13 protein-coding genes are annotated in these 14,059 nt (G+C 55.9%); 11 read left to right on the plus strand and 2 right to left on the minus strand.

Annotation, left to right across the window (positions count from 1 at the left end):
- Positions 1-8: 8 nt before the first annotated feature.
- Positions 9-818 carry a DeoR family transcriptional regulator gene (locus tag AM379_RS04890; RefSeq protein ID WP_020883561.1) on the minus strand — a complete coding sequence of 270 codons (810 nt, stop codon included), beginning with the start codon at positions 816-818 and terminating at the stop codon, positions 9-11.
- Positions 819-1,069: 251 nt separating this feature from the next.
- Here AM379_RS04890 and kbaZ point away from each other — a divergent pair, with 251 nt between their 5' ends.
- From kbaZ to AM379_RS04950, 11 genes are all read left to right on the plus strand, one after another.
- On the plus strand, positions 1,070-2,365 hold the full coding sequence (kbaZ, locus tag AM379_RS04900; RefSeq protein ID WP_020883560.1) for a tagatose-bisphosphate aldolase subunit KbaZ: 1,296 nt from the start codon (positions 1,070-1,072) through the stop codon (positions 2,363-2,365).
- Between the two features lie 19 nt (positions 2,366-2,384).
- Positions 2,385-2,858: a PTS N-acetylgalactosamine transporter subunit IIB gene (agaV, locus tag AM379_RS04905; protein WP_014171751.1), complete on the plus strand. Its 474-nt coding sequence runs from the start codon at positions 2,385-2,387 to the stop codon at positions 2,856-2,858.
- Between the two features lie 10 nt (positions 2,859-2,868).
- A complete protein-coding gene (agaW, locus tag AM379_RS04910; protein WP_020883559.1) occupies positions 2,869-3,648 on the plus strand; it encodes a PTS N-acetylgalactosamine transporter subunit IIC in 780 nt (259 codons plus the stop codon).
- Positions 3,638-4,516, plus strand: a complete 879-nt coding sequence (gene agaE, locus AM379_RS04915; RefSeq protein ID WP_025202940.1) for a PTS N-acetylgalactosamine transporter subunit IID — start codon at positions 3,638-3,640, stop codon at positions 4,514-4,516. The genes agaW and agaE overlap by 11 nt, the downstream gene beginning before the upstream one ends.
- Positions 4,517-4,531: 15 nt before the next feature.
- Positions 4,532-4,966, plus strand: coding sequence for a PTS galactosamine/N-acetylgalactosamine transporter subunit IIA (gene agaF / locus AM379_RS04920; protein WP_106503516.1), 435 nt, complete (start codon positions 4,532-4,534; stop codon positions 4,964-4,966).
- Positions 4,963-6,096: an N-acetylglucosamine-6-phosphate deacetylase gene (gene nagA / locus AM379_RS04925; RefSeq protein ID WP_106503517.1), complete on the plus strand. Its 1,134-nt coding sequence runs from the start codon at positions 4,963-4,965 to the stop codon at positions 6,094-6,096. Before agaF ends, nagA begins: the two co-directional genes overlap by 4 nt.
- Positions 6,097-6,342: 246 nt before the next feature.
- Complete coding sequence (locus tag AM379_RS04930) at positions 6,343-7,491, plus strand: SIS domain-containing protein (RefSeq protein ID WP_032680208.1); 1,149 nt, start codon at positions 6,343-6,345, stop codon at positions 7,489-7,491.
- Positions 7,492-7,503: 12 nt separating this feature from the next.
- The gene (kbaY, locus tag AM379_RS04935) at positions 7,504-8,376 is read left to right on the plus strand and encodes a tagatose-bisphosphate aldolase subunit KbaY (protein WP_106503518.1); all 873 of its coding nucleotides are present in this window, start codon (positions 7,504-7,506) and stop codon (positions 8,374-8,376) included.
- A 118-nt stretch (positions 8,377-8,494) separates the two neighbouring features.
- Positions 8,495-10,066 carry a maltose/glucose-specific PTS transporter subunit IIBC gene (gene malX, locus AM379_RS04940; RefSeq protein WP_020883553.1) on the plus strand — a complete coding sequence of 524 codons (1,572 nt, stop codon included), beginning with the start codon at positions 8,495-8,497 and terminating at the stop codon, positions 10,064-10,066.
- Between the two features lie 12 nt (positions 10,067-10,078).
- Positions 10,079-11,251 carry a MalY/PatB family protein gene (locus AM379_RS04945; RefSeq protein WP_106503519.1) on the plus strand — a complete coding sequence of 391 codons (1,173 nt, stop codon included), beginning with the start codon at positions 10,079-10,081 and terminating at the stop codon, positions 11,249-11,251.
- Between the two features lie 16 nt (positions 11,252-11,267).
- Positions 11,268-13,157, plus strand: coding sequence for an enterotoxin (locus AM379_RS04950; RefSeq protein ID WP_106503520.1), 1,890 nt, complete (start codon positions 11,268-11,270; stop codon positions 13,155-13,157).
- A 36-nt stretch (positions 13,158-13,193) separates the two neighbouring features.
- Here AM379_RS04950 and rsmI read toward each other — a convergent pair whose 3' ends face one another.
- Positions 13,194-14,054, minus strand: a complete 861-nt coding sequence (rsmI, locus tag AM379_RS04955) for a 16S rRNA (cytidine(1402)-2'-O)-methyltransferase (RefSeq protein ID WP_014171761.1) — start codon at positions 14,052-14,054, stop codon at positions 13,194-13,196.
- Between the last annotated feature and the right edge of the window lie 5 nt (positions 14,055-14,059).

Raw genomic sequence — 14,059 nt, forward strand, 5'->3', positions numbered from 1 at the left:
GGGGCAACTTATCCCTTCACCAACACCACATCTATCCCGCTCTTACGCAACCCTTCCAGGCTCTCAGGCGGAATCCCTTCATCGACGATAATCATGTCGATTCTCTGGGTATCGATGATTTTATGCAGGCTCGAACGGTTGAATTTGCTGGAGTCAGTGACCACGATAATACGCTCTGCCACCTCGCACATCCGCCGGTTCAGTCGGGCTTCATCTTCATTGTGGGTACTGACGCCGCGATCGAGGTCGATGGCATCGACCCCCAGAAAAAGCAGATCAAAGTGGTAATTCTGTAAGGACTGCTCTGCCTGGTCGCCGTAAAAGGATTGCGACTGGCGGCGCAAGTGCCCACCGGTCATCAGCAGCTCCACCCCTTCCGCTTCCAGTAATGCATTCGCCACGTTCATTCCGTTGGTCATGGCAATCACATCCGTGTGCTGACGCAGCATACGGGCGATTTCAAACGTCGTGGTTCCGGAATCCAGAATAATGCGATGACCCGGCTTCACCAGCGCGGCGGCCGCCTGCGCGATACTGCGCTTAACTGCAGTATTGAGCGAACTTTTGTCCTCCACGGAGGGTTCAGTACCAGGCGCATTGCCTTCACAAATCAGCGCTCCGCCATAAGCACGAACGGCAATGCCCTGCTTCTCAAGAAACGCCAGGTCGTTACGGATCGTCACCGTGGAAACGCCATATAAATGAGAAAGATCGTTAACCTGCACGCTTCCCTGTGCCCGCAACCGCTGAATGATCTGCTCTCGCCTTTCACTGGTGCCGGTGACGCGCTTCTCCGCGGATGAATCGGTGCTGCTCATGCGAGCTCCTTAATAAATGGTCTTTCGTTTCATTTCGTTTTGTCTATTAACGCCTTTCTTTTATGGGAATGCAAGCCCTGCCTGCTTCCAGTCAGCGCACTCTCTCGTCGCTGAAACCTTTCATTATGTTTCTTTTGTGAAACAGATCGGAAAACTATTATCTTTCGTTTTATTTTTATACCACCATGATGCAGGATTAAATGAAACAAAACGAAAGATGAAAACCATCACCATCCGAAATGGAGAGGAAAGTGAAACATCTGACAGAAATGGTGGAACAACATAAACGGGGGAATGCGAACGGGATTTATGCCGTTTGTTCCGCACATCCACTGGTACTTGAAGCCGCAATTCGTTACGCCCAACTGCATCACACGCCGCTGCTGATTGAAGCCACCTCTAATCAGGTGGATCAATTTGGCGGTTACACCGGTATGACGCCCGCCGATTTTCACGGGTTCGTCTGTAAGCTCGCGGAATCCCTTGGTTTCCCGACATCGCAACTGATCCTCGGCGGCGATCATTTAGGGCCAAACCGCTGGCAAAACCTGCCTGCCCGGCAGGCGATGGCGAATGCCGAAGATCTGATCAGAAGCTATGTCGCTGCCGGGTTTAAAAAGATCCACCTCGACTGCAGCATGTCCTGTGAAGACGATCCGGTTCCGTTAACCGACGCCATCGTTGCCGAACGCGCGGCACGCCTGGCGAAAATTGCGGAGAAAACCAGCCTGGCGCACGCTGATGTCGCTGACCTGGTCTATGTCATCGGTACGGAAGTGCCGGTTCCGGGCGGCGCGCATGAAACGCTCACCGAGCTTGCCGTCACGACCCCAGAAGCCGCGCGTGCCACCCTTGAAGCTCACCGCCACGCGTTCGAGAAAGAAGGGTTAAGCGACATCTGGCCACGCATTATTGGCCTGGTGGTTCAGCCTGGCGTTGAGTTTGACCACGCACACGTGTGTGACTATCAACCGCAAAACGCCGTCGCCCTGAGTCATATGGTTGAAGCTTACGACACGCTGATATTTGAAGCGCACTCTACCGACTACCAGACACCGCAGGCGCTGCGCCAGCTGGTGAAAGATCACTTCGCCATCCTCAAAGTTGGCCCGGCACTGACCTTTGCCCTGCGTGAAGCGTTGTTCTCGCTGGCCGCCATTGAAGAAGAGTTGCTGCCTGCAAAAGCCTGTTCGGGCCTGCGTCATGTCCTGGAAAACGTGATGCTCGATCGCCCCGAATACTGGCAAAGCCATTATCACGGTGATGGCAATGCGCGACGCCTGGCACGCGGGTATAGCTACTCCGATCGGGTGCGCTATTACTGGCCGGACAGCCAGATTGACGAAGCCTTTGCGCGACTGGTACGCAACCTGGCAGACGAACCGATCCCGCTGCCGCTGATCAGCCAGTACCTGCCGTTGCAGTACAGCAAAGTTCGCGAGGGTGCTCTCAAGTCGACACCACGGGACCTCATCCTCGACCACATTCAGGACATACTCCAGCAGTACCATGCCGCCTGCGAAGGCGTAACGACTCAAAACGCATAATTAAAAAGAGGAAAGCGCTATGCCAAACATTGTCTTATGCCGCATCGATGAACGCCTGATCCACGGTCAGGTAGGTGTGCAATGGGTTGGGTTTGCGGGGGCCAACCTGGTGCTGGTCGCTAATGATGAAGTCGCTGAGGATCCGGTTCAACAAAACCTGATGGAGATGGTGCTCGCAGAAGGGATCGCCGTGCGTTTCTGGTCGCTGCAAAAAGTGATCGACAACATTCATCGCGCTGCCGAGCGCCAGAAAATTCTGCTGGTCTGCAAATCACCCGCGGATTTTCTGACGCTGGTCGAAGGCGGCGTGCCCATCACCCGTATCAACGTAGGAAACCTGCATTACGCCAGTGGCAAAAAACAAATTGCCAAAACGGTCTCTGTCGATGCGAACGATATCGCCGCATTTAACGGCCTGAAAGCCGCCGGAGTGGAATGCTTCGTTCAGGGTGTTCCGACTGAGACTGCTTTGGATCTCTTTAAACTGCTCTGAGGGATTCACAATGGAAATTAGTCTCTTGCAGGCATTCGCGCTGGGCATTCTCGCCTTTATCGCGGGCCTGGATATGTTTAACGGGTTAACACACATGCACCGCCCGGTGGTGCTCGGGCCGCTGGTTGGCCTCATTCTGGGCGATCTGCACACCGGTATTTTAACGGGCGGTACGCTGGAGCTGGTCTGGATGGGGCTGGCTCCGCTGGCCGGCGCGCAACCGCCAAACGTCATTATCGGCACGATTGTCGGCACCACGTTTGCGATCAGCACCGGTGTGAAGCCGGATGTCGCCGTTGGGGTCGCAGTCCCGTTTGCGGTTGCGGTACAGATGGGGATCACTTTCCTGTTCTCCGTCATGTCCGGAGTGATGTCCCGCTGTGACCGCATGGCAGCCAATGCGGACACGAACGGCATCGAAAGGGTCAACTATCTGGCACTGCTGGCGCTCGGTATCTTCTATTTTCTGTGTGCCTTCCTGCCGATCTACTTTGGCGCTGAACACGCGAAAACCGCCATTGATGTGCTGCCGGAACGTCTGATTGACGGCCTCGGCGTCGCCGGCGGCATCATGCCCGCAATTGGCTTCGCCGTATTGCTGAAAATCATGATGAAAAACGTCTATATCCCTTACTTTATCATCGGCTTTGTTGCCGCAGCCTGGTTGAAACTGCCGGTGCTGGCGATTGCCGCGGCCGCGCTGGCAATGGCGCTGATTGACCTGATGCGTAAATCGCCTGAACCGGCGACACCTGCAGCCCAGAAAGAGGAATTCGAAGATGGCATCTAATCAAACTACGCTGCCTGGCGTTTCTGACCACGAAGAGACGCTGCTCACGGGCGTGAATGAAAACGTCTATGAAGATCAACATATTGGTGCCGAGCTGACGAAAAAGGATATTAACCGTGTCGCCTGGCGTTCGATGCTGCTGCAGGCCTCGTTTAACTATGAACGTATGCAGGCTTCCGGCTGGCTGTATGGCTTGCTGCCCGCGCTGAAAAAGATCCATACCAACAAGCGGGATCTGGCCCGCGCCATGAAAGGCCATATGGGCTTCTTCAATACGCATCCGTTTCTGGTGACATTTGTCATTGGCATCATCCTGGCGATGGAGCGCTCCAAGCAGGATGTCAACAGTATCCAGAGCACCAAGATCGCCGTGGGGGCACCGCTTGGCGGCATTGGCGATGCCATGTTCTGGCTTACGCTATTGCCAATTTGCGGCGGGATCGGCGCAAGCCTTGCCCTGCAAGGCTCCATACTGGGTGCGGTGGTCTTTATTGTGCTGTTTAACGTAGTGCATCTTGGCCTGCGTTTTGGCCTGGCACATTACGCCTACCGGATGGGTGTGGCAGCCATCCCGCTGATTAAAGCCAATACCAAAAAGGTCGGCCACGCGGCTTCCATCGTGGGGATGACGGTCATTGGCGCGCTGGTGGCAACCTACGTACGTCTCAACACCACGCTTGAAATCAAGGCCGGGGATGCGGTGGTCAAGCTGCAAGCCGATGTTATCGACAAACTGATGCCCGCTTTCCTGCCGCTGGTCTATACCCTGACCATGTTCTGGCTGGTTCGTCGCGGCTGGACCCCACTGCGCCTGATCGGTATCACCGTGGTGCTGGGGGTTGTCGGTAAGTTCTGTCACTTCCTGTAAAGCAAAGAGGTCGCAATGTTAGGCATTATTTTGACGGGTCACGGCGGGTTTGCCAGCGGGCTTGAACAGGCGATGAAGCAAATCCTCGGCGAGCAGCCGCAGTTTATCGCCATCGATTTTCCTGAAAGCTCCACCACCGCGCGGCTGACCGCGCAGCTTGAACAGGCAGTCAGTGAACTGGACGAGCAGCACGATATTGTGTTTCTCACCGATCTGCTCGGGGGGACGCCGTTCCGGGTGGCATCAACACTCGCCATGAAAAGACCCGGCAGCGAAGTGATTACCGGTACAAACCTGCAACTGTTGCTTGAGATGGTACTGGAGCGCGACGGGTTAAGCAGCGAAGCCTTTCGTCTGCAGGCCCTGGAATGCGGGCATCGCGGCCTGACCAGCCTGGTGGATGAGCTGGGGCGCTGTCGTGAGGAAGCCCCCGCTGAGGAAGGGATATGAGTCAGGTGCTGCGCGCGCGTCGTCTGCTGACCGAGCAGGGCTGGCTGGAGGATCACCAGCTACGCATGGAGAGCGGAATTATCACCGCCATCGAGCCGATCCCAGCTGGCGTGCATGCCCGGGATGCCGACCAGCTTTGCCCGGCGTATATCGATACCCACGTTCACGGTGGCGCGGGTGTGGACGTGATGGATGATGCCCCAGAGGTGCTGGACACGCTGGCGATGCATAAAGCGCGTGAAGGCACAGGGGCTTTTTTACCGACGACCGTCACCGCACCGCTGGAGACTGTCCACCGGGCGCTCGCACGCATCGCCCGGCGCTGCATGTCCGGGGGTCCTGGCGCACAGATACTGGGCAGCTATCTTGAAGGACCCTACTTTACGCCACAGAACAAAGGGGCACATCCGCCTGCGCTGTTTCGTGAGCTGGATGTCAGCGAACTGGACTCGCTGATTGAAGTATCGCAACACACTCTCAGGGTTGTCGCTCTGGCACCGGAGAAACCCGGTGCGTTGCAGGCCATCCGCCACCTTAAGCAGCGTGGGATACGGGTCATGCTCGGCCACAGCGCCGCGACGTACGATCAAACGCTTGCCGCTTTTGAGGCGGGCGCTGATGGGCTGGTGCACTGTTATAACGGCATGACCGGGCTCCATCATCGTGAACCCGGTATGGTCGGTGCAGGCTTGACGGACACGCGGGCATGGCTGGAACTGATTGCCGACGGGCATCACGTTCACCCGGGCGCTTTGCGGCTGTGCGCCTGCTGCGCCAAAGAGCGGATCGTTCTGATTACCGATGCCATGCAGGCCGCAGGGATGCCCGACGGACGTTACAGGCTGTGTGGCGACGAGGTCAACATGCACGGTGGGGTGGTACGCACCGCTTCCGGTGGGCTTGCAGGCAGTACGCTGTCTCTCGATGCCGCCGTGCGCAATATGGTGGCGCAGGCGGGAATAACGCCAGCGGATGCGATCCATATGGCCTCGCTGCACCCTGCCCGCTTGCTGGGTATTGATCGCCAGCTCGGTTCCTTAAAACCGGGCAAGCGTGCCAATATGATTGCGCTGGATGAAGGTTTCCACCTTCAGCAGATCTGGATCCAGGGTTTGGCTCTCCCCCTTTAGACCTTTCATTATCTCGTTATTGGGCCTTGCGGCAAGCGATCGCAAGGTCTTTCTTTTCCTTTCCTTAATCATTGCCTTTTCTTTGCCGATCACAATTTTCGTTTTATTTCTTTTCTTTCATTGAACTTTCGATTTCTTTTCTATAGATTTTATTTAACTGCTTAAGTGAACAAGTGAAACGAAACGAAAGATAGCGACACGTTTGCCAGCGTCTGATGTGGAATTCACACGACTAAGGACTGAGTTATGTCAGAAACCAACACTACCGCCACCACCGGCACATGGACCGAAGAAGAGATCCGCCAGCAACCCGCCAGCTGGATCCGCTCACTCAACAATATCGATAACCTGCGCGCGTCGATCGATAACTTCCTGACGCCGCTGCTGCGCAAGCGCGAGCTGCGGATCGTGTTGACGGGGGCAGGCACCTCGGCCTTTATCGGCGACATCATTTCGCCCTGGCTCGCCAGCCACACCGGGAAAAACATTACCGCCGTACCGACGACCGATCTGGTCACGAATCCGATGGACTACCTGAGCGCCGCACACCCGCTGCTGCTGGTGTCGTTTGCCCGTTCCGGCAATAGTCCGGAAAGCGTAGCCGCCGTTGAACTGGCAAACCAGTGTGTGCCGGAGTGCTACCACCTGTCGATCACCTGTAATGAGGCGGGAAGCCTTTATCAGACTGCGGTAAACAGCGATAACGCGTATGCGCTGCTGATGCCTGCCGAAACACACGATCGCGGGTTCGCGATGACCAGCAGCATTACCACCATGATGGCAAGCTGCCTGGCAGTCTTCGCCCCGGAGACGATCAACAGCCATACCTTCCGCGATGTGGCCGATCGCTGCCAGACGATCCTCACGTCACTGGGCGATTTCAGCCAGAGCGTCTTTGGCAACGATCCGTGGAAAAGGATCGTCTATCTGGGAAGCGGGGGGCTGCAGGGAGCCGCTCGTGAATCGGCGCTGAAGGTGCTGGAGCTGACGGCAGGCAAGCTGGCGGCGTTCTACGATTCCCCAACCGGTTTCCGTCATGGCCCTAAATCGCTGGTGGATCGCGAAACGCTGGTGGTGGTGTTTGTCTCCAGCCACCCCTATACGCGGCAGTACGATCTGGATCTGCTTGCTGAGCTGCGCCGCGATCGTCAGGCCATGCGCGTGGTGGCCATTGCCGCCGAAACCGATCCGGTCATTGAGGCAGGCCCGCATATCCTGCTGCCCCCTGCTCGCACGTTTATCGATATGGAGCAGGCCTTCTGCTTCCTGATGTACGCCCAGGTCTTTGCCCTGTCTCAGTCACTTCGTGTGGGCAATACCCCGGATACGCCGTCCGCCAGCGGCACGGTTAACCGTGTCGTGCAGGGCGTCGTTATTCATCCGTGGCAGGCTTAAGAGGATCCGATCATGAGTATTATTTCGACAAAATATCTTCTGCTGGACGCCCAGGCGAAAGGCTACGCCGTACCGGCGTTCAACATCCATAACGCGGAGACGATCCAGGCGATCCTCGAAGTGTGTAGTGAAATGCGATCGCCGGTGATCCTCGCGGGCACGCCGGGCACCTTTAAGCACATTGCACTGGAAGAGATCTACGCCCTGTGCAGCGCGTACTCCACCACTTACGACATGCCGCTGGCGCTGCACCTCGATCATCACGAATCGCTCGACGACATTCGTCGCAAAGTTAACGCGGGTGTGCGCAGCGCGATGATCGACGGCAGCCACTATCCGTTTGAGCAAAACGTAAAGCTGGTGAAAGCAGTGGTCGACTTCTGCCACCTCAACGATTGCAGCGTTGAAGCCGAACTGGGCCGCCTGGGCGGCGTGGAGGATGACATGAGCGTGGACGCTGAAAGCGCGTTTCTGACCGACCCGCAGGAAGCGAAACGCTTCGTTGCGCTGACCGGCGTCGACAGCCTGGCCGTGGCCATCGGAACCGTTCACGGTCTTTATACCAAACGTCCAAAAATCGACTTCCGGCGGCTGGCTGAAATCCGCGACGTGGTGAGCGTACCGCTGGTGCTGCACGGGGCGAGTGATGTGCCGGATGACGATGTTCGCCGCACCATAGAGCTGGGCGTTTGCAAAGTGAACGTGGCAACCGAGCTAAAAATTGCGTTCTCTGGTGCCGTTAAGGCCTGGTTTGCCGAGAACCCGCAGGGCAACGATCCGCGTTTCTACATGCGGGTTGGCATGGATGCCATGAAAGACGTGGTCAGAAGCAAAATCACCGTGTGCGGCTCGGCGAACCGATTGCTGCTCCCGGCGGAAGCCTGATCTCATCGCATAGAACATCAATAACTCAAAAATAACTATAAGCCTCGCAAATATGAAGGCGCGTCCTTAAGCCAGACAGCGCCTTCCATTACGATAAATAATTCCGAGGAGTCCCTACATGACACAGGAAAAGTCGTTTAAATCGAAAGCGTGGGAGTTTTTTCAGAGCCTGGGAAAGACCTTTATGTTCCCGGTCTCCCTTCTGGCCTTTATGGGGTTATTGCTGGGTATCGGTAGTTCTGTTACCAGCCCCTCCACCCTCAAAAGTTTCCCCTTTCTGGGCGGCGAATTAACTCAGCTCACCTTTGGCTTTATTGCCATGGTTGGCGGCTTCGCCTTTACCTATCTTCCCCTCATGTTTGCCATGGCGATCCCAATGGGGCTGGCCAGACGCAACAAAGCAGTGGGCGCTTTTGCCGGGTTTGTTGGCTATATGCTGATGAACATGAGCATCAATTATTACCTGATTGCGACCCACCAGCTTGCCGATGCCGCCTCCATGAGACAAGTCGGGCAATCGATGGTGCTGGGCATTCAAACCCTGGAGATGGGTGTGCTGGGCGGTATCGTGGTTGGGGTCATAACCTTTTTCCTGCACGAACGTTTTCAGGACACCGTTTTACACGACGCGTTCGCCTTCTTTAGCGGCATTCGTTTTGTGCCGATTATCACCGCCCTCACCCTCTCACTGGTGGGGCTGTTTATTCCCCTGCTGTGGGAGTATGTTGCGCTGGGCATTACCGGGATTGGCCATATTATCCAGAGCACCAGCGTGTTCGGTCCGTTCCTCTACGGCGTAGGGGTACTACTGCTCAAACCCTTTGGCCTGCACCATATTTTGCTGGCGATGGTGCGCTTCACGCCCGCGGGCGGTATTGAGATGGTCAATGGTCATGAAGTCGCCGGGGCGCTGAACATTTTCTACGCCGAACTGAAAGCGGGTCTGCCGTTCAGCCCGCACGTTACCGCGTTCCTGTCGCAGGGCTTTATGCCGACCTTTATCTTCGGCTTACCGGCAGTGGCATACGCCATCTATCGCACGGCCCGCCCGGAAAACCGCCCGGTGATTAAAGGCCTGCTGCTCTCCGGCGTGCTGGTCTCCGTCGTCACCGGGATCTCCGAGCCAATTGAATTCCTGTTCTTGTTTATCGCCCCTGCCCTTTACGCCTTCCATATTGTGATGTCGGGCCTGGCGCTGATGGTCATGGCTCTGCTGGGGGTGACCATCGGCAACACCGACGGCGGCATTCTGGACCTGCTTATCTTCGGGGTCATGCAAGGGATGTCGACCAAATGGTATCTGGTATTCCCGGTAGGCATTGCCTGGTTTGCCCTCTACTTCTTCGTCTTCCGCTGGTACATCCTCAAACACGATATTAAAACGCCGGGCCGTGAAGTGGACACCCAGGGTGCACAGCAGGCCGTCGAGGCCAATACCCGGGCACGCGGAAAATCGAAATACGATCATGGGCTTATCCTGCGTGCGCTCGGCGGTAAAGAGAACATCGAGTCGCTTGATAATTGCATTACCCGGCTGCGTCTGGTGGTGAAAGACATGAGTCTGATCGACCAGCAGGCGTTAAAAGAGGCCGGTGCATTGTCGGTTGTGGTGCTGGATGCCCACAGCGTCCAGGTGATCATCGGCCCGCAGGTGCAAAGCGTAAAAACCGGCATTGAAGCCTTAATTTAACAGGGGGTTGTGGTGTTTAATTTTGACGAAATCATTGAGCGTAAAAGCGACCGGTGTCGAAAATGGGATCACGCCTTTGTCCGCTCGCGCTTTGGTGATGTGCCTGAAGGTTTTATCCCGCTGTGGATTGCCGATATGGATTTCACCTCCCCACCTGCCGTGACAGAAGGTTTCCAGCGCATCGTGGAGCATGGCACCTTCGGCTACACCTGGTGCTTTGACGAATTTTACGATGCGGTTATCGCCTTCCAGCGCGAACGTCATCAGGTTGACGTCGATAAATCGTGGATCACGCTGACGTACGGTACTGTCTCCACGCTGCATTATACGGTTCAGGCGTTTTGTAAACCTGGCGACACGGTGATGATGAACACACCGGTGTACGATCCGTTTGCCATGGCCGCCCAGCGTCAGGGGGTAGCGATACTGGCAAACCCACTGTGCGTGAGGGAAAATCGCTACCAGCTTGATTTTAATCTGGTGGAAGAACAGCTCAGAACGCACCGTCCAAAACTGTGGTTCTTCTGCTCGCCGCATAACCCTTCCGGCAGGATCTGGCACGCCGATGAGATACGCCAGGTGTCAGACCTCTGTCAACGCTACGGCACCCTTCTGGTGGTTGATGAGGTCCACGCCGAACATATTCTGGACGGTCATTTCGTCAGCTGTCTGGCATCCGGCTGCGCGGCGCAGGACAATCTGATCCTGCTGACCTCCCCGAATAAAGCGTTCAACCTTGGCGGGCTGAAAACCTCCTACGCCATCATTCCGGATGCCACCCTGCGCCAGCGCTTTCGCCACCAGCTTGAGAAGAACGCCATCACCTCACCCAATATATTCGGGATATGGGGAATTATTCTTGCCTACCAGCATGGTTTGCCGTGGCTCGACGCGCTGAACGGCTATCTGCGCCGTAACGCTTGCTATCTGGCAGAGGCCATCCATACCCACTTCCCGGCCTGGAAAATGATGAACCCGGAATCATCGTATCTGGCCTGGGTTGACGTCAGCGCAGATGAACGTAGCGCCACTGAATTGACCCGACATTTCGCCCATCAGGCTGGCGTCGTCCTCGAAGATGGCAGCCACTACGTCCAAAACGGCGAACACTACCTGCGCATTAATTTCGGCACCCAGCGCTACTGGCTGGAGCAGTCCATCACCCGAATGCTGAAGCATTACTAATAAGGATCTTACCCTGATGAAAAAAGTGCTCACACTCTCGATGCTTGCCTTGTGTGTTTCTCATGGCGCGGCGGCAGCGCAATACGCGCTTGATAACGACTCCATTGCCCTCTCGTTTGATGACGCCAGTTCAACGGTGGTAGTGAAAGACAAAACGGCTAACCATCCGCTCACGCCGCAGGAGCTGTTCTTTCTGACCCTGCCGGATGAGACCAAAATTCACACCGCAGATTTTACAATTAAGCATGTAGAAAAACAGGACAACGCGATTGTCATTGATTTCACCCGTCCGGATTTTAACGTGACGGTGAAGCTGAATCTGGTGAAGGGAAAATATGCCAGTATTGATTACACCATTGCGGCCGTCGGCCAGCCGCGAGAGGTGGCGAAAATCACCTTCTTCCCGACGAAAAAACAGTCTCAGGCACCGTACGTTGATGGCGCCATCAACAGCTCGCCCATTATTGCTGATTCGTTCTTTATCCTGCCGGATAAGCCAATCGTTAATACGTATGCCTATGAAGCGACGACCAATCTGAACGTGGAGCTGAAAACGCCGGTTCAGCCTGACGCACCGGTCAGCTTTACCACCTACTTTGGCACGTTCCCGGAAACCAGCCAGCTGCGCCGTAGCGTAAACCAGTTTATCGACGCCGTGCGCCCACGGGCGTACAAACCCTATCTGCACTACAACAGCTGGATGGATATCGGCTTCTTTAACCCCTACACCGAACAGGATGTGCTGGGGCGGATGGATGAGTGGAATAAAGAATTTATCACCGGACGCGGCGTGGCGCTGGATGCGTTCCTGCTGGACGATGGCTGGGACGATCGTACCGGACGCTGGCTGTTTGGCCCGGCCTTCAGCCACGGCTTTGGTAAGGTCAGGGAAAAAGCGGACAGTCTGCACAGCTCCGTCGGGCTGTGGCTCTCACCGTGGGGAGGTTATAATAAGCCGCGCGATATTCGCGTCTCCCACGCCAAAGAGTACGGCTTCGAAACGGTAGACGGGAAGCTGGCTCTCTCGGGACCGCGCTACTTCAAAAACTTCAATGAGCAGATCATCAAGCTGATTAAAAACGAACATATCACCTCGTTTAAGCTCGACGGGATGGGCAATGCCAACTCGCATATTACTGGCAGCCAGTTCGCGTCCGATTTTGATGCGTCTATCGCCCTGCTGCATAACATGCGCAGCGCAAACCCCAATCTGTTTATCAACCTGACAACCGGTACCGACGCCAGCCCGTCCTGGCTGTTCTATGCCGACTCCATCTGGCGTCAGGGGGATGACATCAACCTTTACGGCCCCGGCACGCCGGTACAGCAGTGGATGACCTACCGCGATGCTGAAACATACCGCTCTATTGTGCGTAAAGGCCCACTGTTCCCGCTGAACTCGCTGATGTACCACGGGATAGTCAGCGCGGAAAATGCCTATTACGGACTGGAGAAGGTGCAAACGGACAGCGATTTTGCCGATCAGGTCTGGAGCTACTTCGCCACAGGGACGCAACTGCAGGAGTTATATATCACGCCATCAATGCTGAATAAGACGAAATGGGACACCCTGGCGCAGGCAGCAAAATGGGCGCGAAATAACGCCAGCGTGCTGGTGGATACGCATTGGATCGGTGGCGACCCGACGGCGCTTGAGGTTTACGGGTGGGCCTCCTGGAGCAAAGACAAAGCCATTCTGGGCTTGCGAAACCCGTCGGATAAACCGCAAAGCTATTATCTGGATTTGGCAAAAGACTTTGAAATCCCGACAGGGGACATGGCGCAGTTCAGTCTGAACGCCGTGTACGGCAGTAACACAACCGTACCAGGAGAGTATCAAAAGGCCGTGGTGATTACGCTGCAGCCGCTGGAAACGCTGGTGTACGAGGCCATTCCCGCGAAGTAAAATTAACTGGCCCGGCGTGATTGCCGGGCCGATATATTACCCCTGCTGCTCCAGCGCATATTTATACAGTGCGTTTTTCTTCACGCCGTGGATCTCTGCCGCCAGCGCAGCCGCTTTCTTGAGCGGCAGTTCAGCCTGCAGCAGCGCAAGTGTACGAAGCGCATCGGCAGGCAATGCGTCCTCCTGCGCCTTATGTCCTTCGACAATCAGCACCATCTCGCCCTTGCGGCGGTTTTCGTCTTCCTTCACCCACGCCAGCAGTTCTCCTACCGGTGCGCCGTGAATGGTTTCCCAGGTTTTGGTCAGCTCGCGTGCCAGCACCACGTAGCGGGCTTCCCCCCAGACGGTCACCATATCTTCCAGGCTTTCCAGCAGGCGATGCGTAGATTCGTAGAAAATCAGGGTGCGCGGTTCAGCTTCCAGCGCTTTTAACACGTCGCGGCGGCCTTTGGATTTGGCAGGCAGGAAACCTTCATAGCAGAAGCGGTCGGAAGGCAGACCCGCAGCGCTCAGCGCCGCGATAGCCGCACATGGGCCAGGCAGCGGCACCACGCGGATCCCGGCTTCACGGCAGGTACGCACCAGATGGTAGCCGGGGTCGTTAATCAGCGGCGTACCCGCATCGGAGACCAGGGCAATGTTCTGCCCCTCTTTCAGCTTCGCCACCAGCGTTTCGGCTTTTTGTTGCTCATTGTGATCGTGTAACGCGAACAAACGCGCGCTAATGGCGAAGTGCTGGAGCAGTAATCCTGTGTGTCGGGTATCTTCAGCGGCAATTAAATCAACAGCCTGCAATACGGTAAGCGCACGTTGGGTAATATCAGATAAATTCCCGATAGGAGTAGGTACAATATAGAGCTGGCCTTGAGAATTATCTGCCGTTTCGTGTTGTTTCATTGTTT

Origin of the sequence: Enterobacter cloacae complex sp. FDA-CDC-AR_0132, assembly GCF_003010695.1 — a bacterium.
Lineage (GTDB): Bacteria > Pseudomonadota > Gammaproteobacteria > Enterobacterales > Enterobacteriaceae > Enterobacter > Enterobacter ludwigii.

Coding starts and splice junctions, on each gene's coding strand:
- AM379_RS04890 (WP_020883561.1), bottom strand. CDS start 818: ATGAGCAGCACCGATTCATCCGCGGAGAAGCGCGTCACCGGCACCAGT.
- AM379_RS04930 (WP_032680208.1), top strand. CDS start 6,343: ATGTCAGAAACCAACACTACCGCCACCACCGGCACATGGACCGAAGAA.
- agaF (WP_106503516.1), top strand. CDS start 4,532: ATGTTAGGCATTATTTTGACGGGTCACGGCGGGTTTGCCAGCGGGCTT.
- agaE (WP_025202940.1), top strand. CDS start 3,638: ATGGCATCTAATCAAACTACGCTGCCTGGCGTTTCTGACCACGAAGAG.
- kbaY (WP_106503518.1), top strand. CDS start 7,504: ATGAGTATTATTTCGACAAAATATCTTCTGCTGGACGCCCAGGCGAAA.
- AM379_RS04950 (WP_106503520.1), top strand. CDS start 11,268: ATGAAAAAAGTGCTCACACTCTCGATGCTTGCCTTGTGTGTTTCTCAT.
- agaW (WP_020883559.1), top strand. CDS start 2,869: ATGGAAATTAGTCTCTTGCAGGCATTCGCGCTGGGCATTCTCGCCTTT.
- rsmI (WP_014171761.1), bottom strand. CDS start 14,054: ATGAAACAACACGAAACGGCAGATAATTCTCAAGGCCAGCTCTATATT.
- malX (WP_020883553.1), top strand. CDS start 8,495: ATGACACAGGAAAAGTCGTTTAAATCGAAAGCGTGGGAGTTTTTTCAG.
- nagA (WP_106503517.1), top strand. CDS start 4,963: ATGAGTCAGGTGCTGCGCGCGCGTCGTCTGCTGACCGAGCAGGGCTGG.
- agaV (WP_014171751.1), top strand. CDS start 2,385: ATGCCAAACATTGTCTTATGCCGCATCGATGAACGCCTGATCCACGGT.